This is a genomic window from Nocardioides luti (assembly GCF_014212315.1).
Lineage (GTDB): Bacteria > Actinomycetota > Actinomycetes > Propionibacteriales > Nocardioidaceae > Nocardioides > Nocardioides luti.
Genome location: NZ_JACKXE010000001.1, coordinates 2,607,255 through 2,631,286 on the forward strand (window position 1 = coordinate 2,607,255; position 24,032 = coordinate 2,631,286).

Sequence of the window (24,032 nt, forward strand, 5' to 3'; positions counted from 1 at the left end):
CGTGGCCATGGGCCCGATGGAGACTGCCCCCCAGCTTCATCGGGCCCACCCGCATTTCCCGGGCCTCGACGTCGTCGTGGTCGACCACCACGACTCCTACACGTGGAACCTCGTCCACCTCGTCGCCGCCGTCACCGGCACCCTCCCGCGCGTCGTCCAGCACGACCGGGTGGAGGCCGCCGACCTGCTCGGCCACTCCCACGTCGTGCTCTCGCCCGGCCCCGGCCACCCCGACGACCACGCCGACTTCGCGGTCGGCCGCGCGGTCCTGCTCGCCGGCACCCGGCCGGTGCTGGGCGTGTGCCTGGGCATGCAGGGCCTCGTGACGGCGTACGGCGGCAGGGTGGGTCGGGTCCGGCCCGCCCACGGTGAGGTCGCGACGGTGCACCACGACGGCCGCGGCGTCCTCGCCGGGCTGCCCCAGGACTTCGCGGCGGTCCGCTACCACTCGCTGGCCGCCCTCGAGGTGCCCGACTGCCTGGAGGTCTCGGCCACCAGCGAGGACGGCGTGGTGATGGGCGTCCGGCACCGGACCCTCCCGCTCGAGGGCGTGCAGTTCCACCCCGAGTCGATCCTGTCCGAGCACGGGCTGGCCCTGGTCGCGAACTTCCTCGGGGCCGGGCGTGACTGACCCCGCGGCGTACTTCCGCGACGTCGCCGCCACCCACCCCCGCTGCTTCTGGCTCGACGGCGGCGGAGCGCGCGAGTGGTCGGGGCGGCGCTCGCTCGTCGGGTGGCTCGACGAGGACGACGTCTCGCTGAGCTTCGACGCGGCGGCCCGCGAGGTCCGGCGGCACGCCGGCGGCGGCTCCGAGGTCGTGGGCGACGACGTCTTCGCGGTGCTCGAGGCCGAGCTCGCGGCCGGCGACGCGGGGGACCAGTGGTTCGGCTACCTCGGCTACGCCTGCCGCACCGACCTCCCCGGGCGGCCGTCGGCGGACCTGCCCGACGCCGTCTGGATGCGGGCGTCGCACGTGCGGCTGTTCGAGCACGAGGTCACGGACGTGCGGGGTGGTTTCGAGACGGTCGCTGCGCGACCTCCTCAACCACCGGATGCGGCCTACTCCGACGCGTTCGCCCGGGTCCGCGAGGAGCTGCTCGCGGGCAACTCCTACGAGGTCAACCTGACCTACCGCCGGGCGGTGGCGTCCGGGCTGGACCCGGTCACGGCCTACCTCCGGCTGCGCGACCTCAACCCCGCGCCGTACGCCGGCTTCCTCCAGCACGACGTGCTGGGTGCGCGCGGGTGGCTGCTGAGCAGCTCGCCGGAGCGCTACGCGCTGGTGACCGCGGACCGGGTGCTGGAGACCAAGCCGATCAAGGGCACCACCCTGCGCTCGGCGGACCCCGTCGCGGACGAGGCGGCGCGCGCCGACCTGGCCGGCGAGCCGCGCTTTCGCGCCGAGAACCTGATGATCGTCGACCTGCTGCGCAACGACCTGTCGATGGTCTGCGCGCCGGGGACGGTGGAGGTGCCGGTGCTGATGGAGGTCGAGTCGTACGCCACCGTCCACCAGCTCGTGTCGACCGTGCGCGGCCGGCTGCGCGACGACGTGACCACCGTCGGGGCGCTGCGCGCGCTCTTCCCGGCCGGCTCGATGACCGGGGCGCCGAAGCTGCGGACGATGGAGATCGTCGACGCGGTCGAGGCGACGCCGCGGGGGGTGTACGCCGGCGCCTTCGGCTGGGTGTCCGGCGACGGCCGCGCGGACCTCGGCGTGGTCATCCGGTCGCTGACCACGACGGGCGACGGGACCTGGCGGCTCGGCACCGGCGGCGGGATCACCGTGCACTCGGAGGTGGGCGACGAGCACGCGGAGTCGCGGTGGAAGGCGGAGCGGTTGCTGTCGGTCTTCGCCGACGGGATCTTCCCCGACGAGACAGGTCGGCAATACGGTGGCAACACCTCATGACTACCGTCGACGACATGGAACAACCGCACGTGATCGTGCTCTTCGGTGCGACGGGCGACCTGGCCCGCCGCAAGCTGCTGCCTGGGCTGCTGCGCCTCTTCGAGGCCGGCCTGCTGGAGGACGCCCGGATCGTCGGCACCTCGCTCGAGGACGTCGACACCGAGCACTTCGTGGCGTTCGCGCGTGAGGCGTGCGAGGAGTTCGGCAAGGGGGACGTCACCGACGAGCGCTGGGCGCCGTTCGGCTCGACGCTGTCCTACGTCTCCCAGTCGGCCGGGCCGTCGGCGCTGGCGGCCGCGGTCAAGGAGGCCGAGGACAGCCTCGACGTCGACGCCGCGGAGATCAGCCGGCTGCACTACCTCAGCGTGCCGCCGAAGGCCGCGCTCGACGTGCTCCGCCAGCTCGACGAGGCCGGCCTGGTCGAGCGCTCGCGGATCATCATGGAGAAGCCGTTCGGCACCGACCTCGCGTCGGCGCAGAAGCTCAACCACCGGGTGCACGAGGTCTTCGACGAGAGCCAGGTCTTCCGGATCGACCACTTCCTCGGCAAGGAGGCGGCGCAGAACATCCTGGCCTTCCGGTTCGCCAACGGGCTCTTCGAGCCGATCTGGAACCGCAACTTCATCGACCACGTGCAGATCGACGTGCCCGAGACGCTCGGGCTCGAGGGTCGCGAGAAGTTCTACGAGTCGACCGGCGCCTATCGCGACATGGTCGTGACGCACCTGATGCAGGTGCTGGCGTTCATGGCGATGGAGCCGCCGACGTCGCTGGCGCCCGGGCCGATCAGCGACGAGAAGCTCAAGGTGTTCCGCTCGATGCGGCCGATCGAGCCGCACAACGTCGTGCGCGGGCAGTACGCCGGCTACCGCGGCAAGCCGGACGTCTCCGACGAGTCCGACACCGACACCTTCGTCGCGCTCAAGGTCGAGATCGACAACTGGCGCTGGGCCGGCGTGCCGTTCTTCCTCCGCACCGGCAAGAAGCTGGCCGAGGGTGCCCGGGTCATCTCGATCGCGTTCAAGGAGCCGCCGCTGGCGATGTTCCCCGCGGGCTCGAACGCCGGCATGCAGGGGCCCGACCACCTGACCTTCGACCTGGCCGACCAGTCCCGGATGTCGCTGTCGTTCTACGGCAAGCGGCCGGGCCCGGGGATGAAGCTCGAGAAGCTGTCGATGCAGTTCGCGACCCACGACACCGCGTCGTCGAGCGGCGTGCTCGAGGCCTACGAGCGGTTGATCCACGACGCGATGCGCGGTGACCACACGCTCTTCACGACCGCGGCCGGCATCGAGACGCTCTGGGACCTGTCCCGCCCGCTGCTCGCCGACCCGCCGCCGGTGCGGTCCTACGCGCCCGGCAGCTGGGGGCCGAACGCCATCCACCAGCTGATCGCGCCGCACGCGTGGCGGCTGCCGTTCGAGCGGTCCTGGCGCGACCCGAACGCCACGGCCCAGTAGGGCCGGGCGGCTCAGGCGGCCGGGGCCTTCTTCGCCAGCGTCGCCATCACGTCGCGGGTCGTGCCGACCACGGCGTCGCGGTCGTACGGCGCCAGCATGATCGCGTTGACCGTCTCGATCAGCCCGTTGACCTGGACGAAGCCGGTCACCAGCACCGCCTTCCGGCGGGTGTTGACGACCAGCCGGGCGGCGCCCGCCTCCGGGAGGTCGACGTCGGTGACGGTGCCGTCGAGCTGGCCCATCGAGTCCCACGCGTCCTCGAAGTCGCCGGTGAACACCCCGTAGGTGACGTTGAGCGTCGGCCCGCCCTTGCGCACGGGCAGGAACGCGCAGCGCGGGTTGTCCGGGGAGCCGGTCTCCTTCGTGACCTCGGCGCCGAGCGCCCGGCCGACCCGCCCCGCGGCCAGGTCGCGGCACGGGTTGAAGGCCGGTGCGGTGCTCGCCGAGGTGCTCGCCGACGGGGAGGCGGACGGCTCGGGCGAGGCCGCGGCACCCGGCTGCGAGTCCTCGGAGCTGCACGAGGCCAGCGCGAGCGGCAGCAGCAGGGCCAGCGTGGCGGCGTACGCCCTCACGAGGGCTGCACCGGGGCGGGGTCGCCGGGCAGCCGCATCGTCAGCCGCGCGCCGCCGGAGGGCGAGTCGCCGGCGACCACGCTGCCGGCGTGCCGGGTGGCGACCTGGTGGGCGATCGAGAGGCCGAGGCCGGAGCCGGGCATCGAGCGGGACTCCTGGGAGCGGTAGAAGCGGTTGAACACGTGCGGCAGGTCCTCCTCGGCGATGCCGGTGCCCTCGTCGTCGACGGTCAGCACGCCGCCCGTGAGCCGGACCCGGACGGTGCCGTCGGGCGGGCTCCACTTGGCGGCGTTGTCGAGCAGGTTGGTGAAGGCGCGCTCGAGGGCGGCCGGCTCGCCGATCACCCACCACGGCTCGGCGTCGACGTCGAAGGTGACGCCGGGCGCCCGGCGGCGGACCCGGACCACGGCGCGGTCGACGATCTCGGAGAGGTCGACGGACTCGACGACGTGGGTGAGCGGCTCGTCGCGGGCGAGCTCGACCAGGTCGCCGATCAGCGTGGTCAGCTCCTCGGTCTGGGCACGGACGTCCTCGAGCAGCTCGGCGCGGGCCTCGGGCGGCAGCCCGCCGGCCAGGTCGGCCTGGGCGAGCAGGTCGATGTTCGTGCGCAGCGAGGTGAGCGGGGTGCGCAGCTCGTGGCCGGCGTCCGCGACCAGCTGGCGCTGCCGGTCCCGCGAGGCGGCCAGCGCGAGCAGCATCTGGTTGAAGGCCCCGGCGAGCCGGGCGATCTCGTCGGCCCCCTCGACGGGCAGCGGCGTGAGGTCCTCGGTCCGGGCGATGTGCTCGACCGACGTCGTCAGCCGGCGGACCGGGCGCAGGCCGTTGCGGGCCACCGCCCAGCCGGCCATCGCCGCGGCGATCACGCCGGCGAGGCCGAAGAGGAGCATGACGACGCCGAGCTTGGCGAGCACCTGTTCCTGCGGGTCGAGGGACTGCGCGATGACCAGGGCCTTGCCCTCGCCGGAGGGCACGGTCGCGACCCGCCAGTGCGTGCCGTCGGCGGTCACGGTGCGGATCGAGTGGGTGGAGCGGCCCTCGAGCACGGCGGTCTCGGGCGCGCCGAGGTCGAGCGTGGGACCGCGGTCGGCGCTGACCGCCTCGTCGCTGCCGACCGAGAGGAAGAGGATGCGCACGTCGGCCGCGCCGAGCACCCCGGACGGGATGCCCCCGCGGCCCGCGGTGCTGGCCAGCAGACCGGCGTCGGCGGCCTGCTCGGCACGCTCGATGAGGGACTGGTCCAGCGTGGACTCGAGCTGCATCTTCACGGTGATGAAGGCGCCGGCGGCGACGAACGCCACGGCCAGGCCGACCGCCATCGTCGTGAGCAGCGTGACCCGGCTGGCCAGCGAGCGGCGGTAGTGCCAGCCCTGGCCCTGGCCCGGCCCCTCGACGGTGTCGGTCATGACTCCTTCAGGACGTAGCCGACGCCCCGCACGGTGTGCAGCAGCCGCGGCTCGTCCTCGGCCTCGGTCTTGCGGCGCAGGTAGCCGACGTAGACCTCGAGAGAGTTCGCGGTGGTCGGGAAGTCGTAGCCCCAGACCTCCTCGAGGATGAAGGAGCGCTCCAGCACCCGGCGGGGCCGGCGCAGGAACATCTCCAGCAGCGTGAACTCCGTGCGGGTCAGCTCGATGGAGCGGCCTGCCCGCCGGACCTCGCGGGTGGCGACGTCCATCGACAGGTCGGAGAACGCCAGCGTCTCGTCGGGGGCGTCGTGCGGGACGACGCGGCGCAGCAGGGCGCGCAGCCGCGCCAGCAGCTCCTGGAGGGCGAACGGCTTGGTGAGGTAGTCGTCGGCGCCCGCGTCGAGGCCCTCGACCCGGTCACCCACGGCGTCGCGGGCGGTCAGCACCAGGATCGGGACGTCGTTGCCCGCCGAGCGCAGCGCGCGGGTCGCCTCGATCCCGTCGAGGCGGGGCATCATCACGTCCATCACGACGACGTCGGGAGCGGCCCCCGCGATCCCCGCGAGCGCCTCCGCGCCGTCGGTGGCCAGGCTGACGTCGTACCCGTTGAACTCGAGGGAGCGGCGCAGGGACTCCCGGACGGCCTTGTCGTCGTCGACGACGAGGACGCGGGGCTTGGCGGGGGTCCCCGGAGCGCTGCTGATCACGCCCCCACTGTGCCAGTCGAGCCTGAAACCCGACTGAGAGAGCCCGCGGCGGCGTAGGGTCGGCCGCGGTGCGGCGGGGGTTCGCACCCTGGGGGGATGCCGTGCGCACGCAGCTGCTCGGGCCGGTGCTCGTCGGAGCGCTCCTGGCCACCGTCCTCGTCCCGGCGCCCTGGGCCACCGCGCACGAGAAGCACGCGCCGCTCCTGCCCGACCGCTTCCGCGACCAGGTCGTCATCGGCGGCCTCGACCAGCCGACCGCGATGGCCTTCGCGCCGGACGGGCGGGTGTTCGTGGCCGAGAAGACCGGGGTGATCAAGGTCTTCGACGGCCTCGACGACACCGACGCCGACGTCTTCGCCGACCTGAACGTGAACGTCGAGAACTTCTACGACCGGGGCCTGCTCGGGCTGACCCTGGACCCCGAATTCCCGGCGCGCCCGTACGTCTACGTGAGCTACGCCTACAACCACGTCCTCGGCGACCCGGCGCCCGCGCCGCGGTGGGGGGAGCCGGGCCAGTACTACGACGACTGCCCCGACCCGCCCGGCGCCGACGACCAGGGCTGCGTGGTCAGCGGCCGGGTGTCCCGGCTGACCGCCGACGGCAACCAGGTGACCGGCGAGGAGCAGGTGCTCGTCGAGGACTACTGCCTGCAGTTCCCCAGCCACGCGACGGGCACGGTCGCCTTCGGCCCCGACGGCGCGCTCTACGCCAGCGCGGGCGAGGGTGCCAACTACAACTACGAGGACTACGGCCAGACCGGCAACCCGTGCGGCGACCCGGTCGACGAGGGCGGCGCGCTGCGCGCCCAGGACCTCCGCACCGGCGGCGACCCGGTCGGCCTCAACGGCACCGTGATCCGGATCGACCCGGACACCGGCCTGGGGGCGCCCGGCAACCCGCTGGCGTCGAGCCCGGACCTCAACGCCCGGCGGATCATCGCCGACGGCTTCCGCAACCCGTTCCGCTTCGCGTTCCGCCCCGGCACCAGCCAGGTGGTCGTGGGCGACGTCGGCAGCTTCCAGTACGAGGAGCTCAACACCCTGCCCACGACGACGCCCGACCAGGTCGTCGACTTCGGCTGGCCCTGCTACGAGGGCGCGGGGCGCAACCCGGGCTGGGACGTGCTCGACAAGCCCGTGTGCGAGGACCTGTACGCCGAGGGCTCGGCGCGCAGCCCGACCTTCCAGTACGACGCCCGCGGCGGCGAGGTCGCCCCCGACGAGAGCTGCCCGGTGGGCTCCTCGGCGATCTCCGGGGTGGCCTTCCCGACGGCGTCGTCGTACCCCGCCCGCTTCCGCGACGCGCTCGTCTTCTCCGACTACGCCCGCGGCTGCATCTGGGCCCTGGGCAAGAAGAAGGACGGCTCGCCGGACCCCGGCACCGTGCGGATCCTGGTCGAGGGCGCGAGCAGCCCGGTGAACCTCGTGACCGGACCCGGCGGCGACCTGTTCTACGCCGAGCTGGGGGTCAACGGCCTGGGCTACCCGGCCGTGGGCGCCGGTGCGATCCACCGGATCCACTACTACCGCGGCAACCAGCCGCCGGTGGTCGACCTGACCACCGACCGGGTCTCGGGTCCGCTGCGGCTGGCCGTCCAGCTCGACGCCTCCGGCTCCACCGACCCCGACGGGGACGCGCTGTCCTACGCCTGGGACCTCGACGGCGACGGCCAGTTCGACGACGCGACCGGCGCGAAGGTCACCCGCACCTTCACGCGGGAGATCAACTACCGCGTCGGCGTGCGGGTCTCGGACCCGAGCGGGGCGTCCGACACCGCGCTCGTCACGGTGTACGCCGGGGACACCGCCCCGACCCTCACGGTCGCGTCACCGGCCGCCTCCCTGAGGTGGTCCGTCGGCCAGTCGATCCACCTCGAGGCGTCCGCCACCGACCCCGAGGAGGACGGCGGCGTGGTCCCCGAGGAGCGGATGGCCTGGCACCTCACGATCCGGCACTGCCCGGCGATCTGCCACAGCCACCCGACCGACCAGTGGATCGGCCAGTCGGTGGTCGACGTCGAGGCACCGGACCACGAGTACCCCTCCTACCTCCTCGTCACCGCCTCCGCGACGGACTCCCGCGGCCTCACCACCACCCGCTCGATCCAGCTCAGCCCGCGCAAGGCCCGGCTCGGGTTCACCACGAAGCCCGTGGGCCTGCGGGTCAGCGTCGCGGGTGCCCGGGAGCGGGCGCCGCTGCACCGGACCTTCATCCGGGGCGGGCACTTCACGCTGTCGGCGCCGAAGAAGCAGAGGTGGCACGGGCACCGCTACCGCTTCGTGCGCTGGTCCGACGGCCGGGCCCGCACGCACGTCGTGGTCGCGGAGCCGGGCGCGCGGGACTACCGGGCGGTCTACCGCCGGGTGCGCTGACCGGTCAGCCGAACGGCTTGGCGGCCGCGGCCGCCCGGGCGCCGTAGCCGCCGCCGAAGAGGCAGGCGTGCACGAGCAGCGGGAAGAGCTGGTGCACCCCGACGCGGTCCTGCCAGTCGTCGGCCAGCGGGGCGACCTCGGCGTAGGCCTCGAGCACGCGGGGCAGGTGCGGCAGCCCGAAGAGCGACAGCATCGCCAGGTCGCTCTCGCGGTGCCCGCCGTGCGCGGCCGGGTCGATCACCCAGGCCTGGCCGTCGAGGCCCCAGAGCACGTTGCCGTTCCAGAGGTCGCCGTGCAGCCGCGCCGGCGGCTCCTCGGGGACCAGCTCGGCCAGCCGCGGGACGACCCGCTCGATGGTCGCGACCTCGGCGTCGGTGACCGCGCCGCGGTCGTGGGCCAGCTTGAGGTACGGCAGCACCCGGCGTACGGCGTAGAACTCCGCCCAGGTGTCGGCCGCCCGGTTGGGCAGCGGCAGCTTGCCGACGTACCCCTCGTGGTCCAGGCCGTACGACGGCGCGCCCGCCCCGTGGGTCGTGGCCAGCGCGCGCCCGAACGCGGCGGCGCCGTCGGCGGTGTTCTTGCCGGGCTCGACCCAGCGCAGGATCAGGCACTCGTGGTCGACCGCGAGCACCTCGGGGACCTGGATGCCGCCGGCGTCCGCGAGCCAGCGCAGCCCGGCCGCCTCGGCCTCGAAGAAGTCGGGGGGCGCGTGCGGGTGCGTCTTCATCAGCGCGGTGGTGCCGTTGCTGAGCCGCAGCCGGGTCGCGGTGGAGATGTCGCCTCCGGCGACGGGGGCCGTGGCCACCACCGCCGACCCGAGGAGCTCCTCGGCACGGCGGGCGACCAGCGGCAGGCGGGTCACCGCTGCTGGTCCCGCAGCTCGTCACTCAGCTGGGCGACGATCGTCGCCGCAGTGCGCTCGACCATGGCGAGCACCTCCTCGAATCCGGCGTCCCCACCGTAGTACGGGTCCGGCACCTCGCCACCCGGATCGACCGGATCGAAGTCGCGGAACAGCCGCACCCGGTCGTCGTCGGCCCCGCTCGTCACGTCGGCCAGGTTCTGCGCGTCCATGGCGAGGACCAGGTCGAGGCCCCTGAGGTCGGCGGGGTCGAACTGGTGCGCCCGGTGCGCCGTGGGGTCGTACCCGGCCGCCGTCAGGGTGGCCGCCGCGCGCCGGTCCATCGGGTTCCCGACGTGCCAGCCGCCGGTGCCGGAGCTCGACACCTCGACGCGGCCGGCGAGCCCGGCCTCGTCGACGCGCTCGCTCAGCACGACGTCGGCCATCGGCGAGCGGCAGATGTTGCCGAGGCACACCAGGGCGATCCGGTAGGGGCCGTCGGCCGAGCGCGGCGCGGGGAGCCGGGTCATCGACGCTCGTCGGGGCCGATCAGGCGGTCGACCACCCAGGTGACCAGGGTGATCACGATCGCGCCGCCGACCGCGGTCCAGAAGCCGCGGACGTGGAAGCCGATGCCGAGGCCGTCGGCCAGCCAGCCGGTCAGGCCGAGCATCGCCGCGTTGATCACCACGAGGAACAGGCCCAGCGTCAGGACGATGAACGGGATCGACACGATCTTGAGCAGCGGCTTCACCGTCGCCGAGACCAGGCCGAGGATCAGTGCGACGAGCAGCAGCGGGAGCAGCTTGTGCTTGATCTCCGCCGAGCCGTGGATCGGGCCGGTGAACCGGATCCCGTCGAACACCCACGCGGCCACGGCGAGCGCGATCGCGGTGGTCACCAACCAGGTCAGGAAGCGCATGGCCCCATCCTGACAGGCGTCAGGAGGGCGGGCACCCCGCCGGCAGCGCGAAGGTGCGGTCGGTGCCGCCCTCGTCGGGCTCGGCGAGCACCACCCGGCCCTTCTTGTACGCGTGCGCGTCGACCACGTCCGCGCAGGCCACGACCGTGCGCAGCGTGATCACGGCCTTGCGGTGGGCCGGCGGCGGGCAGGAGGCGCAGTCGCTGACGTAGACGCCGCGGCCGACGGCCTTCTCGGTGCCCCAGTGCTTCCAGGTGATCTTCTTCAGGTAGGGCCCGCTGTTCGCGGTGAGGAAGATCCGACGCGGCTCCTTGCGGCCGTGGGCGTACATGTCGAAGTAGAGGACGTCGTCGACGGTGCGCGCGGCGTGCGAGCCGGGGTGGGCCGCGGGGTGGTGGGCCGCCTGCCCGGACGCCGGCCAGAGCCCGGTGACCATGGTGACGACGAGGGCGAGGGCTGCCAGGCCAGCGGGCAGGGCACGGCGGACGGTCATGCGGTCCACGGTAGGAGCCGTGCGTGGCTCCCGAGCCGGAATCGGCGGGAGCGGCGCGACCCGACCAGACCGGCTTGCGTGGCGCCGCTCGGTAGCCTTCGCGACGTGTTCCCCGTGGGTGGTGTCGGCGTGATGTTGGTGGGTGCTGCCCTCACGGGGCTGCTCTGCGGGCTGCTCGGCCTGGCGCTGCGACGGACCTTCGGGCCGGTCACGGCGTTCGCCCTGGCGGGCCTGGCCTGGTCGGTGCTCGTGATCGCCTGCGTGACCCTGATCCCCGCGAACGGCGCGCCCGGCATCGTGTCCGCGGAGGGCCGGCTGGCCACGTGCTCGTTCGACATCGGCGGGCCGGCGCCCGACGGCTTCTGGATCTTCGAGAGCGGCCAGCGGCTGCTCAACACCGTGCTCTTCGTGCCGTCGGGGGCCCTCCTGGTCCTCGCCGCCGCGCGGTGGCGGGCCGCGTGGGTCACGGTGCCGCTCGGGCTGGTCGGGCTGGCGGCGTACTCCGCCGCGATCGAGAAGACCCAGCTCGAGCTCGCGCGCATCGACCGGGCCTGCGACGTCACGGACATCATCGACAACGTCACCGGCGCGCTCGTGGGCGTCGCGATCGGGCTGCTGCTCGCCCTGGTGCTGCGGCCCTGGCGGCACCGCCCGGACGCCCGCTACTAACCTGCGAGGCATGACCACGCCGCAGCCCCGCTCGAACACTCCGCAACCGCGATCGAACATCGGCGACATCCCGCCGTACGTCGCGGGGAAGCCGCCGACGGTGCGGCCCGGCATGACGTCGTACAAGCTCTCCTCGAACGAGAACCCCTACCCGCCGCTGCCCGGCGTGGTGGAGGCGGCGCAGGCGGCGGTCGGGCAGATGAACCGCTACCCCGACATGGGCGCGACCGCGCTGTACGCCGCGCTCGGTGAGCGGTTCGGCGTGCCGGTCGGCGACCTGTCCGTGGCGACCGGCTCGGTCGGCCTGATCTACCAGCTCGTCCAGGCGTTCTGCGACCCCGGCGACGAGGTCGTCTTCGCGTGGCGCTCCTTCGAGGCCTACCCGATCGCGATCACCGCGGCCGGGGCCGCGTCGGTGCGGGTGCCGGTGCTGGCCGACGGCCGCCACGACCTGGACGCGATGGTCGACGCGATCACCGACCGCACCAAGGTGGTGCTCGTCTGCACCCCGAACAACCCCACCGGCCCGTCGGTGACCCAGACCGAGCTCGACGCCTTCCTCGCCCGGGTGCCGTCGCACGTGCTGGTCGTCGTGGACGAGGCCTACGTCGAGTTCGTCCGGATGGACGACGCCGTCGACGGGATCGCGACCTACCGCGCGCACGAGAACGTCGTGCTGACGCGCACCTTCTCCAAGGCCTACGGCCTGGCCGGCTTCCGGGTGGGGTACGCCGTCGCGCCGGCCCCGATCGCCGCGGCCCTGCGCGCGGTGTCGCTGCCGTTCGGCGTCTCGACCGTGGCCCAGGCCGCGGCGATCGCCTCGCTGGAGAGCGAGGCGGCGCTGCTGGAGCGCGTCGACGCGCTGGTCGCCGAGCGCTCTCGTGTGGTGGCTGGCCTGCGGGCCGCGGGCTGGGACGTCCCCGACGCCCAGGGCAACTTCGTCTGGTTCGAGCTGGGCGACCGGACCGCCGACTTCGCCGCCGCCGCCGACGAGCTCGGCATCGTGGTGCGTCCGTTCGCCGGCGAGGGCGCCCGCGTGTCCATCGGCGAGACCGAGGCTAACGACCGGCTGCTTCAGCTGGCGGGGGCGTTCGCCAGGTCCTGAGAGGCCGGCGCCGGCCGGCGGTCGATCTCGCGCCACTTCGGGTCGACGGCGGGCAGCATCGTGACGAGGAAGTACGCCGACCCGGCGACCAGCATCGCGACCGCCAGCCCGGCGCCGCTGACGAGCGTGCCGCCGAGCAGCGGGCCGATCGGCATCAGCGCGAAGCACAGCGCGGTGATGAGCGACGACACGCGGCCGACGAGCGGGGCGGGGATGCGCTCGTAGATCACCGCGCCGAGGATCGGGTTGATGAAGCCCGAGCCGAAGCCGGAGGCCGCCGCGATCGCGAGCACCGCCCACAGCGGGTTGTCCCACGCGAGGACGAAGAAGCGGGGCGACCCGCAGACCAGGAACGTCACGAGGTACGTCGCGTAGCGCGGCAGCCGCGCGCCCCAGGTGGCCGCGCAGATCGCGCCGAGCGCCGCGAAGCCGCCGAAGACCGCGAACACCACGCCCAGCGCGGCGGGGCCACCGCCCCAGGTGCGGGCCCACACCGGCATCAGCACCGAGGTGTAGGCCGCGTCGATCATGTTGGTCAGCGCGACCATGAAGGCGATCCCGAGCAGCACCCGGTCGCCGCGCAGGAAGTGCCAGCCGGCCGCGAGCTGGGCGCGGTAGGGCAGCGCGTCGGCCTCCTCCTCGGCACCGTCGGCCCCCTGACCGGACGAGCGGGACGGGCGCCGCATCGACGCCGTCGCCCAGGCCAGCACCAGGGCCGAGAGGCCGAAGCTGGCCGCGTCGACGAGCAGCGCGTTGGCCGCCCCGACGACGGCGACCAGGCTGCCGGCGATGATCGCGCCCAGCATCGTGGCGGTCCGCTCGACGGTGGCGTGCAGGCCGGTCGCGCGCTCCATCGGGACCTGCGCCGAGGCGACCAGCGCCGGCACGATCGCGCTCTTCGCGGCGTCGCCCGGCCCGCGCAGCGCGCCCGCGAGCGCCACCAGGGCCAGCAGCGCCCCGAAGCGCAGCAGGCCGGCGTCGTACAGCAGCGGGATCGAGCCGACGACGACCAGCGAGCCCACGTCGCAGGTGATGCTGACGCGGCGGGCGCCGACGCGGTCGATGATCGGGCCGCCGAGCACCTTGAGCACGATCAGCGGGACCATCTCGAAGAGCGCCACCAGGCCGGTCCTCACGGGGGAGTCGGTGGTGACGAGGACGAAGTAGGGCAGCGCGAGCATCGAGACCCGGGTGCCGGTCAGCGAGACCGCCTCGGAGACGAGCCAGCCGTAGAGCGGGCGCCTCACGACGGGTCACCCGTCACGGTGCCGGGCCGCGGGAAGGCGGTCAGCTGGACGACGAAGTCCGCGGCGTCGTCGGAGTCGTCCTCCTCCTGGCCGAGCAGGATCTCGTCGAGGTGGTCCATCAGGGCCTTGGCCCGGGCGGGCGTCAACCGGATCCCGAAGTCGCTGAACTCCGAGGCGGCGCGCCACGCGTCGGGGAGCAGCGCGCGCTCCTCGACGGCCCGCTGCAGCTGCTCGGTGAGCACGGTGACGACCGACTGCAGGTAGGCGTCGAGCGTCTCGCGGGCCTCGTCGTCCGGCGGCGCCTCGCGGCCGGTCATGGTGGCCTGGTGCGCGGCCTTCCACCAGCGGTCGCGGCCGTTGCCGCGCTCCTCGTCGTCGGTGATGAAGCCGTGCGTGGCCAGCTGGCGCAGGTGGTACGACGTCGCGCCGCTGTTCAGGCCCAGCCGGGTCGCCAGCTGGGTGGCCGTGGCGGACCCCTCGACCCGCAGCAGCCCGAGCATCCGCAGCCGCACGGGGTGGGTCAGCGCCTTGAGCGCCTGCGGGGTCGGGGTGATCGAGGTCAGGTCCATGGCAGGAGCGTAGAACTGCAAAGGATCATTTGCAAACATGTCTTTGCAGTCTGTCATTCGGCGGAACGGTTACCCCGCCGCAACGTGCGTGGGGGAGGCTAGGGCCCATGTCGATCAAGGTCGCGCTCGAGCACCGCACCACCTACGACTTCGAGCGCCCCATCGCCGTGGCCCCGCACGTGGTCCGGCTGCGGCCGGCCCCGCACTGCCGCACCCCGATCGAGGCCTACTCCCTGCAGGTCGAGCCGAAGAACCACTTCGTCAACTGGCAGCAGGACCCGTTCGGCAACTGGCTGGCGCGCCTGGTCTTCCCGGAGCCGGTGAAGACCCTCGACATCACGGTCGGGCTGGTCGCGGACCTGATGGTGATCAACCCGTTCGACTTCTTCGTGGAGGAGTACGCCGAGCGCTTCCCCTTCACCTACGAGCCCGCCCTGGCGGCCGACCTGGCGCCGTACCTCCGCCCCGTCGACGACAGCGCCGAGGCCGCCGCGTGGAAGGACCGCCTGCCGCCGCTGCCCGCGGACGGCACGCCCACCGTCGACTTCCTCGCGAACCTCAACAGCGCCGTCAACCGCGACATCGCCTACTCCGTGCGGATGGAGGCCGGGGTCCAGACGCCCGACGAGACCCTGCGCCTGGCCATCGGCTCCTGCCGCGACAGCGCGTGGCTGCTGGTCAGCCTGCTGCGGCAGTACGGCCTGGCCGCCCGCTTCGTCTCCGGCTACCTCGTCCAGCTCACCGCCGACGAGAAGGCGCTGGACGGGCCGAGCGGCCCGGAGCAGGACTTCACCGACCTGCACGCGTGGGCCGAGGTGTTCGTCCCCGGCGCCGGCTGGATCGGCCTGGACCCGACCAGCGCGCTCTTCGCCGGCGAGGGCCACATCCCGCTCTCGGCGACCCCGCACCCCAGCGCCGCCGCGCCGATCGAGGGCGCGACCGAGCCGACCGAGGTGACCTTCTCCTTCCACAACGAGGTCCGCCGCATCCACGAGGACCCGCGCGTCACCAAGCCCTACACCGACGACGCCTGGGCCCGCATCGACGCGCTCGGCGAGGCCGTCGACAAGCGGCTCGAGGCCGGGGACGTCCGGCTCACCATGGGCGGCGAGCCGACCTTCGTCTCGCTCGACGACATGACCTCGGCGCAGTGGAACACCGCCGCCGACGGCCCCGAGAAGCGGCTACTGGCCAACGAGCTCGCGGAGCGGCTGCGGGAGACGTACGCCGCCGGCGGGGTCGTGCAACGCAGCCAGGGCAAGTGGTACCCCGGCGAGCCGCTCCCGCGCTGGCAGGTCGTGCTCCAGTGGCGCGCCGACGGGGAGCCGCTCTGGCAGGACCCCGCGCTGTTCGCGGACCCCTGGGGCGGCGCGGCCGCGGAGGGCGACGAGGACGGTTCCTCGCAGGCCGCGCACGCGCTGGCCGAGCGGATCACGCGGTCGCTCGGGCTGCCCGCGCACCTGCTGCACCCGGCGTACGAGGACCCGCTCGTGGTCCTCACCGCGGACGTCCGCAAGCCGCAGGGCGACCCGCCGCGGGTCGCCGAGGGCGAGATCGACGCCGACAGCCTCGCGCACCTCGACGCGGACGTGACCGAGCCGGTCGCCTGGGTGCTGCCGCTCGTCACCGGCGAGGACTGGACCGTCCCCGCGTGGTCGTTCCGCCGCGGCCGGCTGGTGCTGGCGCCGGGCACGTCCCCGGCCGGGCTCCGGCTGCCGCTGGACTCGATCGCCTGGGAGGCCGCGGAGCCGCCGGTCGACCCGTCGTACCTCCAGGCCGGGCCGCCGCTCGAGCCGAAGGTCCCGGCCGTGACGGTCGTCGACCCGAAGGACGTGCCGACCACCGCGCTGGTCATCGAGGCGCGCGACGGCTTCGTGCACGTCTTCCTGCCGCCGACCGAGCGGCTCGAGGACTACGCCGACCTGCTGCGGCTCGTCGAGGTCGCCGTGCGCCGGCTGGCGCAGCCGATCGTGCTCGAGGGCTACGGCCCGCCGCCCGACCCGCGCCTGACCCAGCTCAGCGTCACGCCCGACCCCGGCGTCATCGAGGTCAACGTGCAGCCGACCGCGAGCTGGGCCGAGCAGCGCGCGCTCACCGAGACGCTGTACGCCGCCGCGCGGGAGTCCCGGCTGACGACCGAGAAGTTCGACCTGGACGGGCTCCACACCGGGACCGGCGGCGGCAACCACATCACCCTGGGCGGCACCCAGCCGGTCGACTCGCCCCTGCTGCGGCGCCCCGACCTGCTGGTCAGCCTGATCACCTACTGGCAGCGCCACCCGTCCCTGTCCTACCTCTTCTCCGGCCGCTTCATCGGCCCCACCAGCCAGGCGCCGCGCTTCGACGAGGGCCGCCCGGAGGCGGTCTACGAGATGGAGATCGCGTTCGCCGAGATCGCCCGGCTGACCGCCGAGCAGGGGGACGAGCCCCGTCCCTGGCTGGTCGACCGCGCGCTGCGGCACCTGCTCACCGACCTGACCGGCAACACCCACCGCGCCGAGTTCTGCGTCGACAAGTTGTACAGCCCCGACTCCTCGCGCGGGCGGCTCGGCCTGCTCGAGCTGCGGGGCTTCGAGATGCCGCCGCACCCGCAGATGGCGCTGGTCCAGGCGCTGCTGGTGCGGAGCCTGGTCGCGATGTTCTGGGAGCGGCCGCTCACCGCCCCCCTGGTGCGCTGGGGCACCGCCCTGCACGAGGACTTCCTGCTGCCGCAGGGCGTGATCCGCGACATCGGGGAGGTCGTCGACGACCTGCGCGCGCACGGCCTGGACTTCGAGTCCTCGTGGCTGGACCCGTTCACCGAGTTCCGCTTCCCGCGGATCGGGATGACCCGGGTGGGGGACGTCGAGCTCGAGCTGCGGGCCGCCATCGAGCCCTGGCACGTGCTCGGCGAGGAGGCGACCGGCGCCGGCACCTCGCGCTTCGTCGACTCCTCGGTCGAGCGGCTCCAGGTCACCGTCCGCGGGCTCGACCCGCACCGGCACCTGGTGACCTGCCAGGGCGTGCCGGTGCCGCTGACCCCGACCGGGGTGAGCGGCGAGTTCTACGCCGGCGTGCGCTACCGCGCCTGGCAGCCGTGGTCGGCCCTGCACCCGTCGATCGAGGTGCACGCGCCGCTCCACGTCGAGGTCGTCGACGTCGCCTCCGCGACGTCGCTCGGCGGCGCGACGTACCGCACCGTCCACCCCGGCGGCCGGAGCTACGACACCCCGCCGATCAACGCCAATGAGGCCGAGGCCCGGCGGGCCAGCCGGTTCGAGGCGCGCGGGCACACCCCGGGGGCGATCGACGTCGCCGCGCTGCGCGAGGCCGGCCGGCGTGCCGCCAGCGAGGAGTACCCACACACGCTCGACCTCCGGCGGGTCCCGCCGACCCGGCCGACGAGCAGCCCGTGACGGTCCTCCGGGACTACGCCGCCACGGTCACGCAGGGCACGCTCGGCGCCGAGGGGGAGCAGGCCCGCTACGACGAGGTCGTCAACCCCGACGGCTCGCTGCGCCCGGCGTGGAAGGGCCTCGCCGAGGTCGCGGTCGCCCTGACCGCGCGCGACCTGCTGCGCGTCGACGGGGACATCCGCCGCTTCCTCGCCGACGACGGCGTCACCTACGCCCGCCCCGGCACCGGCGTCGGGCCGTGGCGCCTCGACCCGGTCCCGCTCGTCATCGACGCCGCCGCCTGGACGCCGCTCGAGGTCGGCCTCGCCCAGCGGGCCGAGCTCCTCAACGCCGTCCTCGCCGACCTGTACGGCGACCAGACGCTGCTCACCTCCGGGGCGCTCCCGGCCGCGGTGGTGCTCGGGCACAGCGGCTTCGTCCGCAGCGTCGCCCGGGCGTCGGCCACCGACCCGCGGCCGCTGGTCGTCAGCGCCACGGACCTGGGCCGCACCGTCTCCGGCGAGTGGCGGGTGCTCGCCGACCGGGCGCAGGCGCCGTCCGGGCTCGGCTACGCGATGGAGAACCGCCGCGTGGTCTCCCGGGTGATGCCGGAGCTCTACCGCGAGGCCGGGCTGCACCGGATGGAGCCGTACTTCTCGGCGCTCCGCTCCGCCCTCATCCAGTCCGCCCCCGGTGACCCCGCCGACCCGCGCGTGGTCGTCCTGTCGCCGGGGACGGCCAGCGAGACGGCGTACGACCAGGCGAACCTGTCCTCGATGCTCGGCTTCCCGCTCGTCCAGGGCAGCGACCTGCTGATGCGCGACGGCGCGATCTTCCTCAAGGTGCCCGGGCGGCTCGAGCGCGTGCACGTGATCCTGCGCCGCGTCGACGCCGCGTGGAGCGACCCCCTCGAGCTGCGCGGCGACTCGCAGCTCGGCGTCGCCGGGCTCACCGAGGCCGTGCGCCGCGGCACCGTCCGCGTCGTCAACGGCCTGGGCGCCGGGGTGCTCGAGAACCCGGCCCTGCTGCCCTACCTGCCCGCGCTCTGCGAGCGGCTGCTGGGCGAGCCGCTCCGGCTGCCGTCGGTGCCCACCTGGTGGTGCGGCGACCCGGACGGCCTCGCCCACGTGCTCGCCCACCTCGACACGCTGGCGGTCCGCGCGATCGACGGCGAGGCCGAGGAGCTGGCCGGGCGGGGGCCCGACGAGCTGCGCGCGCTGGTGCAGGCCGCGCCGTACCGCTTCGTCGGGCAGGAGCGGCTCGCGCTCTCGCAGTCGCCGACGCTGCGCTACGGCCAGGTGCGACCGCAGACGGTGACGCTGCGGGCCTTCACGCTGCGCTACGGCTCGGCCTACCGCCCGCTCGTCGGCGGGCTCGCGAACGTCCTCGAGGGCGGGCGCAGCACCGCCGGCCGCACGCTCACCACCAAGGACGTGTGGGTGCTCAAGGCGGCCCCGGACGCCCCCGACCAGGGCCTCGCGGACGTGCTGCCGCTGACCCGGACCCGCTCGATCTCCGCGCTCGTCCCGCGCGTGCTGGAGGACATGTTCTGGGTCGGGCGCTACGCCGAGCGCGCCGAGGACCTGCTCCGCCTCGTCATCACGACCCACGCGCTCGCCGACGACCAGCAGGTCCGGCCGGTGCTCATGGACGCCGTACGCCGGCTGGCTGGCTCGCGCTTCGACGAGACCGAGCTCGACCGCGAGTTCCGCTCGCTCGTGCTGGACCCGCACCGCTCCGGCTCGGTCGCCCACGCGCTCGCCGGGCTGCGCGACGCGGGCATGGGCGTGCGCGACCAGCTCTCGCCGGACACCTGGCGGGTCTTCGGCGTCGTGGACCGGGCCCGCGAGGCGCTGGAGTCCTCCCAGCACAGCCACCAGGTCGCCGAGAGCGCCGGGCGGATGCTGACCGGGATCCTCTCGCTGCAGGGCGTGACCGCGAGCATGATCCGCGACCCCGGCTGGCACATGATCGGCGCCGGGCGCGCGCTCGAGCGGGCCGTGCAGCTGTGCCACCTGCTGCGCGCCACGACGACCGTGCGCCGGGGCATCGACGTGGACCGGGGCGTGCTCAACGCGGTGCTGGCCGCCTCCGAGAGCGCGGTCACCCACCGGCGCCGCTACCGCGGCTACGTCCGGCCGGCCAGCGTCCTCGACCTGCTGCTGATGGACCCGGAGAACCCGCGCTCGCTGGCGTTCAGCCTCGCCGAGGCGTCGACCCACCTGGCCGCGATGCCGGCCTCGACCGGGTCCGCCCGTCCCGAGCGGCTGCTCGACGACCTCCGCGGCCAGCTCGCCGCCACCGACGTGGCCGCGCTGGTCACGATCGGCGGCACCGAGCGTCCCAACCTCGAGGCCTTCCTCGACGCGTTCCTGCTCCAGCTCGGCCGGCTCGCCGACGCCGTCGCCGAGCTGCACTTCGCCAGCGGCCCGGCGCCGCGGACCTTCGGCTCGGCGCTCCTGGCGCCGTCCGCGCCCGTCACTCCCGTGGAGGTCCGATGAGGTACCTCGTGCGCCACGTGACGACGTACACCTACGACGACGACGTCACCGACAGCCTCGGCATCGCCCACCTGGTCCCGCGCTCGCTGCCGTGGCAGGTGGTGGGGGAGCACCGGCTCGTCGTCGACCCCGAGCCCGGCGACCTGTCGCAGGACGTGGACTACCACGGCAACACCGCCACCTACTTCCAGGTGACCCGCCCGCACCGGGTCCTCGAGGTCACCGCCACGACCGAGGTCGACGTCGTGCCCACGGCGTACGACGACGGCGCGCTCGCGACGCCGTGGGAGGACCTCCGCCCGCTGCTCGACCCGGTGCGGCCGGGCGCGGCCGGCGCGGCGGACTTCGCGCTGCCCTCGGCCCAGGTGGTGCTGACCCCGGCGACGCGGGACTACGCGGCCGCGTCGCTGCGGCCGGGACGACCGGTGGGGGAGGCGGTCACCGACCTGGTGCAGCGGATCCACCGCGACTTCGAGTACGACAAGACCGCGACGACGGTGACCTCCACCATCGACGACATCGTCGCGTCGCGCGCGGGGGTCTGCCAGGACTTCGCGCACCTGCTGCTGTCCTGCCTGCGTGGGCACGGCCTGGCCGGTCGCTACGTCAGCGGCTACCTCGCCACGGAGCCGGCGCCCGGGCAGGAGCGGCTCGTCGGCGCGGACGCCTCGCACGCGTGGGTGGCGGTCTGGCTCGGCGGCGACGCCTGGCTGGCCGTCGACCCGACCAACGACCAGCGCGCCGACGACCGCTACGTCACGGTCGCGTGGGGGCGCGACTACGGCGACGTGCCGCCGGTGAAGGGCGTGATCTTCACCGAGGCGACGACCTCCACGCTGCTCGTCTCCGTCGACGTGGCGCCCGTCACCGGCTGAGCGCGTCCACCGACACTCTCGGGTGAGCCCCGGCTCCCGGCGCTGTGCGAGGCTTTCGCGGTGAAGGCCTTCCGCTGCCGGGTGTGCGACAACCCCCTCTACTTCGAGAACTCCGTCTGCGTCTCCTGCGGGAGCAGCCTCGGCTTCTCCCGCGAGGAGCGTGCGATCGTCCCGGTCGACGAGAACGGGCGGTACGTCGACGCGTCCGGCGCCGGCTGGTTCGTCTGCGCGAGCCTCAACCTGAGCGGCTGCACCTGGCTCACGCCGGTGCAGGGCGGGCTCTGCTCGTGCTGCCGGCTGACCCGGACCCGGCCCAGCGACGACGACGTCGAGGGCCTCGAGAACTTCCCGGCGGCCGAGCAGGCCAAGCGGCACCTGGTCTTCGAGCTCGACACCCTCGGCTTCCCGGTCATCGGCAAGGACCAGGACGAGGTGAACGGCCTGGCCTTCGACCTGCTGAGCAGCGTCGAGGAGAACGTCGTCATCGGGCACGAGAACGGCGTCATCACGATCGACCTCGCGGAGAGCGACGACGCCTACCGCGAGAAGGTCCGCGCGCAGCTCGCCGAGCCGTACCGCACGATGCTCGGCCACTTCCGGCACGAGGTCGGCCACTACTACGAGTGGCAGCTGGTCCAGGGTGACGAGCGGTTCAACCGCTGCCGCGAGCTCTTCGGCGACGAGTCGAAGGACTACCAGGCCGAGATCGACCGGCACTACGAGGAGGGTCCCCCGGCGGGCTGGGAGGAGGAGTACATCTCCACCTACGCGACGATGCACCCCTTCGAGGACTTCGCCGAGACCTGGGCGCACTACCTCCACATCTGCGACACCATCGAGAGCGCCGGCGAGTACGGCCTCACCGCCGTCAGCTCCCCGCGCCTGTTCTCCAACTTCCGCGACCTCGTCGTCGGGGTCTGGGTGCCGCTGTCGATCGCGCTCAACATGATCAACCGCAGCATGGGCAAGGAGGACCTCTACCCCTTCGTGATCCCCGCCCCGGTCCTCGACAAGCTCGACTTCGTCGCGTCGCTCGCCGCCGATCCGCAAGATGGTTGATCGTTCACCTAGAGTGACGGGATGAGCGACGAGACCGAGTCCCCGACGTACGTCGACGAGGGCAAGGAGTTCACCCGGGACACGAACTACATCCCGGACCGGATCACCCGCGACAGCGAGGAGTGGCCGGTCGAGCCCGGCCGCTACCGGCTGATCGCCGCGCCGGCCTGCCCGTGGGCGAACCGCGCGCTGATCGTGCACCGGCTGCTCGGGCTCGAGGACGTCATCTCCGTCGGCCGCCCCGGCCCCACGCACGACGCGCGCAGCTGGACCTTCGACCGCGACCCCGGCGGCGTCGACCCGGTGCTCGGCATCGAGCGGCTCCAGGAGGCGTACTTCGCCCGGTTCCCCGGCTACGAGCGCGGCATCACGGTGCCGGCGATCGTCGAGGTCGCGACCGGCAAGGTCGTCACCAACGACTTCCCGTGGATCACCCACGACCTCGCCACCGAGTGGACCGAGCACCACCGCCCCGGTGCCCCCGACCTGTGGCCGGCCGACCTCCGCGAGGAGATGGACGAGGTCATGCAGCGGGTGTTCACCGAGGTGAACAACGGCGTCTACCGGTGCGGCTTCGCGGGCTCGCAGGAGGCCTACGAGGCGGCGTACGACCGGCTCTGGACCGCCCTGGACTGGCTCGAGGAGCGGCTCACCGACCGGCGCTTCCTGATGGGGGACCGGATCACCGAGGCCGACGTCCGCCTCTTCACGACGCTGGCGCGCTTCGACGCGGTCTACCACGGCCACTTCAAGTGCAACCGGCAGAAGCTGACCGAGCTGCCCGCGCTGTGGGGCTACGCGCGCGACCTCTTCCAGACGCCCGGCTTCGGCGAGACGATCGACTTCGAGCAGATCAAGGCGCACTACTACGTCGTGCACACCGACATCAATCCCACCGGGATCGTCCCGGTCGGGCCGGACCCGGCCGTCTGGGAGAAGCCGCACGGGCGCGAGGCGCTCGGCGGCGAGACGATCGCTCCCTGGTAGTCCCTCCACCGGGGACAATGGGTCGCATGGGTCAGGGGCACGGGCACGATCACGCCCACGCGGTCGGCCGCGCGGAGGACCGTGCCCGCCTGCGGCTGGTACTGGCGATCACCTGCACGGTGCTGGTCGTCGAGCTCGTCGGTGCCTGGGTCGCGGGCTCGCTCGCGCTGCTCGCGGACGCCGGCCACATGGCCACCGACGCGGCCGCGATCGGGCTGGCGCTGGGAGCGTCGTACGTCGCCACCCTCCCCGGCGGTCCGCGCTCGACCTTCGGCTACCACCGCGCCGAGATCCTCGCGGCGATGGCGAACGCCGTGGTGTTGCTCGTGGTCTGCGGCTACCTCGCCTACGCCGGGCTCGCGCGGCTCGGTGACCCCGAGACGGTCCGGCCGGTGCCGCTCGTCCTCTTCGCCGCGGTCGGCCTGGTCGCGAACGGCGTCTCGATGCTGGTGCTGCGCGGCTCGGACACCGGCTCGCTCAACCTGCGCGGCGCCGCGACCGAGGTGTTCGCCGACCTGCTCGGGTCGCTGATGGCGCTCGTCGCCGGGGTCGTGATCTGGACGACCGGCTTCCAGCGCGCCGACCCGATCGCCTCGCTGCTGATCGCCCTGATGATCCTGCCGCGCTCGCTGGTGCTGCTGCGCGACTCGGCCGCCGTGCTGCTCGAGATCGCGCCGGCCGGCCTGGACCTCGAGGACGTGCGGCGGCACCTCGCCGAGGTGCCCGGCGTCGTCGAGGTGCACGACCTGCACGCCTGGACCATCACGAGCGGGATGCCCTCGCTCTCGGCCCACGTCACCGTCACCGACGCCGCCCTCGACGAGCACGGCGTCGGCGCGATCCTGGACCGGCTCTGCGCGTGCACGGCTGCGCACTTCGGCGTCCAGCACGCGACCTTCCAGGTCGAGCCCGAGAGCCACCGCGAGCACGAGGACCTCGGGCACGCGCACTGACGCGCTG

General features: G+C 73.6%; 21 protein-coding genes. 12 read left to right on the plus strand and 9 right to left on the minus strand.

Annotated elements, in window-relative coordinates; all coding sequences use genetic code 11:
• Window positions 1–7 precede the first annotated feature (7 nt).
• Genes H5V45_RS12375 through zwf form a run of 3 tightly spaced genes read left to right on the plus strand, consistent with a single transcriptional unit; the run spans window position 8 to window position 3,373 of the window.
• Entirely contained in the window at window positions 8–631 is a 624-nt protein-coding gene (locus H5V45_RS12375; RefSeq protein ID WP_246416356.1) for an anthranilate synthase component II, read from the plus strand.
• Entirely contained in the window at window positions 624–1,913 is a 1,290-nt protein-coding gene (locus H5V45_RS12380) for a chorismate-binding protein (protein ID WP_185253202.1), read from the plus strand. Before H5V45_RS12375 ends, H5V45_RS12380 begins: the two co-directional genes overlap by 8 nt.
• Window positions 1,914–1,927: 14 nt before the next feature.
• The gene (gene zwf / locus H5V45_RS12385; protein ID WP_185253203.1) at window positions 1,928–3,373 is read left to right on the plus strand and encodes a glucose-6-phosphate dehydrogenase; all 1,446 of its coding nucleotides are present in this window, start codon (window positions 1,928–1,930) and stop codon (window positions 3,371–3,373) included.
• Between the two features lie 11 nt (window positions 3,374–3,384).
• Here the strand turns inward: zwf and H5V45_RS12390 are convergent, their stop codons facing one another.
• From H5V45_RS12390 to H5V45_RS12400, 3 genes are read right to left on the minus strand one after another with little or no spacing between them, the layout of a single operon-like run.
• A complete protein-coding gene (locus tag H5V45_RS12390) occupies window positions 3,385–3,945 on the minus strand; it encodes a DUF3558 family protein (protein ID WP_185253204.1) in 561 nt (186 codons plus the stop codon).
• The gene (locus H5V45_RS12395) at window positions 3,942–5,348 is read right to left on the minus strand and encodes a HAMP domain-containing sensor histidine kinase (protein WP_185253205.1); all 1,407 of its coding nucleotides are present in this window, start codon (window positions 5,346–5,348) and stop codon (window positions 3,942–3,944) included. Before H5V45_RS12395 ends, H5V45_RS12390 begins: the two co-directional genes overlap by 4 nt.
• A complete protein-coding gene (locus H5V45_RS12400) occupies window positions 5,345–6,055 on the minus strand; it encodes a response regulator transcription factor (protein ID WP_425491438.1) in 711 nt (236 codons plus the stop codon). Before H5V45_RS12400 ends, H5V45_RS12395 begins: the two co-directional genes overlap by 4 nt.
• A 101-nt stretch (window positions 6,056–6,156) precedes the next feature.
• Between H5V45_RS12400 and H5V45_RS12405 the strand changes: the two genes are divergently transcribed.
• Window positions 6,157–8,430 carry a PQQ-dependent sugar dehydrogenase gene (locus H5V45_RS12405; RefSeq protein WP_185253206.1) on the plus strand — a complete coding sequence of 758 codons (2,274 nt, stop codon included), beginning with the start codon at window positions 6,157–6,159 and terminating at the stop codon, window positions 8,428–8,430.
• Between the two features lie 4 nt (window positions 8,431–8,434).
• On the opposite strand, the gene H5V45_RS12410 is transcribed toward H5V45_RS12405, so the two are convergent.
• The 4 genes from H5V45_RS12410 to H5V45_RS12425 are packed head-to-tail and all read right to left on the minus strand — an operon-like array spanning window position 8,435 to window position 10,686.
• Window positions 8,435–9,292: a fructosamine kinase family protein gene (locus H5V45_RS12410; RefSeq protein WP_185253207.1), complete on the minus strand. Its 858-nt coding sequence runs from the start codon at window positions 9,290–9,292 to the stop codon at window positions 8,435–8,437.
• Window positions 9,289–9,801 carry a low molecular weight protein-tyrosine-phosphatase gene (locus H5V45_RS12415; RefSeq protein ID WP_185253208.1) on the minus strand — a complete coding sequence of 171 codons (513 nt, stop codon included), beginning with the start codon at window positions 9,799–9,801 and terminating at the stop codon, window positions 9,289–9,291. Before H5V45_RS12415 ends, H5V45_RS12410 begins: the two co-directional genes overlap by 4 nt.
• Window positions 9,798–10,193, minus strand: coding sequence for a phage holin family protein (locus H5V45_RS12420; RefSeq protein WP_185253209.1), 396 nt, complete (start codon window positions 10,191–10,193; stop codon window positions 9,798–9,800). Before H5V45_RS12420 ends, H5V45_RS12415 begins: the two co-directional genes overlap by 4 nt.
• A 19-nt stretch (window positions 10,194–10,212) precedes the next feature.
• On the minus strand, window positions 10,213–10,686 hold the full coding sequence (locus tag H5V45_RS12425) for a hypothetical protein (RefSeq protein WP_185253210.1): 474 nt from the start codon (window positions 10,684–10,686) through the stop codon (window positions 10,213–10,215).
• Between the two features lie 105 nt (window positions 10,687–10,791).
• On the opposite strand from H5V45_RS12425, the gene H5V45_RS12430 reads away from it, so the two are divergent.
• Both H5V45_RS12430 and hisC read left to right on the plus strand, forming a co-directional pair.
• Window positions 10,792–11,355 (plus strand): VanZ family protein, encoded by a 564-nt coding sequence (locus H5V45_RS12430; RefSeq protein ID WP_185253211.1) that lies wholly within the window; start codon window positions 10,792–10,794, stop codon window positions 11,353–11,355.
• A gap of 10 nt (window positions 11,356–11,365) precedes the next feature.
• A complete protein-coding gene (gene hisC / locus H5V45_RS12435) occupies window positions 11,366–12,460 on the plus strand; it encodes a histidinol-phosphate transaminase (RefSeq protein ID WP_185253212.1) in 1,095 nt (364 codons plus the stop codon).
• Here the strand turns inward: hisC and H5V45_RS12440 are convergent.
• Window positions 12,430–13,707, minus strand: a complete 1,278-nt coding sequence (locus tag H5V45_RS12440; RefSeq protein ID WP_185253213.1) for an MFS transporter — start codon at window positions 13,705–13,707, stop codon at window positions 12,430–12,432. The two genes, hisC and H5V45_RS12440, sit on opposite strands and share 31 nt — an antisense overlap.
• Entirely contained in the window at window positions 13,704–14,276 is a 573-nt protein-coding gene (locus H5V45_RS12445) for a helix-turn-helix domain-containing protein (protein WP_221633995.1), read from the minus strand. Before H5V45_RS12445 ends, H5V45_RS12440 begins: the two co-directional genes overlap by 4 nt.
• Window positions 14,277–14,383: 107 nt before the next feature.
• Between H5V45_RS12445 and H5V45_RS12450 the strand changes: the two genes are divergently transcribed.
• The 6 genes from H5V45_RS12450 to H5V45_RS12475 are packed head-to-tail and all read left to right on the plus strand — an operon-like array spanning window position 14,384 to window position 24,025.
• On the plus strand, window positions 14,384–17,671 hold the full coding sequence (locus tag H5V45_RS12450) for a transglutaminase family protein (RefSeq protein ID WP_185253215.1): 3,288 nt from the start codon (window positions 14,384–14,386) through the stop codon (window positions 17,669–17,671).
• The gene (locus H5V45_RS12455) at window positions 17,668–20,151 is read left to right on the plus strand and encodes a circularly permuted type 2 ATP-grasp protein (protein WP_185253216.1); all 2,484 of its coding nucleotides are present in this window, start codon (window positions 17,668–17,670) and stop codon (window positions 20,149–20,151) included. Before H5V45_RS12450 ends, H5V45_RS12455 begins: the two co-directional genes overlap by 4 nt.
• On the plus strand, window positions 20,148–21,026 hold the full coding sequence (locus tag H5V45_RS12460) for a transglutaminase family protein (protein WP_185253217.1): 879 nt from the start codon (window positions 20,148–20,150) through the stop codon (window positions 21,024–21,026). The genes H5V45_RS12455 and H5V45_RS12460 overlap by 4 nt, the downstream gene beginning before the upstream one ends.
• A gap of 60 nt (window positions 21,027–21,086) precedes the next feature.
• Window positions 21,087–22,085, plus strand: a complete 999-nt coding sequence (locus tag H5V45_RS12465) for a putative zinc-binding metallopeptidase (protein ID WP_185253218.1) — start codon at window positions 21,087–21,089, stop codon at window positions 22,083–22,085.
• A gap of 21 nt (window positions 22,086–22,106) precedes the next feature.
• Complete coding sequence (locus H5V45_RS12470) at window positions 22,107–23,072, plus strand: glutathione S-transferase family protein (protein WP_185253219.1); 966 nt, start codon at window positions 22,107–22,109, stop codon at window positions 23,070–23,072.
• Window positions 23,073–23,098: 26 nt separating this feature from the next.
• Window positions 23,099–24,025 (plus strand): cation diffusion facilitator family transporter, encoded by a 927-nt coding sequence (locus H5V45_RS12475; protein WP_185253220.1) that lies wholly within the window; start codon window positions 23,099–23,101, stop codon window positions 24,023–24,025.
• Window positions 24,026–24,032: the final 7 nt, after the last annotated feature.

Coding starts and splice junctions, on each gene's coding strand:
- H5V45_RS12375 (WP_246416356.1), top strand. CDS start 8: ATGGGCCCGATGGAGACTGCCCCCCAGCTTCATCGGGCCCACCCGCAT.
- zwf (WP_185253203.1), top strand. CDS start 1,928: ATGGAACAACCGCACGTGATCGTGCTCTTCGGTGCGACGGGCGACCTG.
- H5V45_RS12395 (WP_185253205.1), bottom strand. CDS start 5,348: ATGACCGACACCGTCGAGGGGCCGGGCCAGGGCCAGGGCTGGCACTAC.
- H5V45_RS12415 (WP_185253208.1), bottom strand. CDS start 9,801: ATGACCCGGCTCCCCGCGCCGCGCTCGGCCGACGGCCCCTACCGGATC.
- H5V45_RS12420 (WP_185253209.1), bottom strand. CDS start 10,193: ATGCGCTTCCTGACCTGGTTGGTGACCACCGCGATCGCGCTCGCCGTG.
- H5V45_RS12425 (WP_185253210.1), bottom strand. CDS start 10,686: ATGACCGTCCGCCGTGCCCTGCCCGCTGGCCTGGCAGCCCTCGCCCTC.
- hisC (WP_185253212.1), top strand. CDS start 11,366: ATGACCACGCCGCAGCCCCGCTCGAACACTCCGCAACCGCGATCGAAC.
- H5V45_RS12445 (WP_221633995.1), bottom strand. CDS start 14,276: ATGGACCTGACCTCGATCACCCCGACCCCGCAGGCGCTCAAGGCGCTG.
- H5V45_RS12450 (WP_185253215.1), top strand. CDS start 14,384: ATGTCGATCAAGGTCGCGCTCGAGCACCGCACCACCTACGACTTCGAG.
- H5V45_RS12460 (WP_185253217.1), top strand. CDS start 20,148: ATGAGGTACCTCGTGCGCCACGTGACGACGTACACCTACGACGACGAC.
- H5V45_RS12470 (WP_185253219.1), top strand. CDS start 22,107: ATGAGCGACGAGACCGAGTCCCCGACGTACGTCGACGAGGGCAAGGAG.
- H5V45_RS12475 (WP_185253220.1), top strand. CDS start 23,099: ATGGGTCAGGGGCACGGGCACGATCACGCCCACGCGGTCGGCCGCGCG.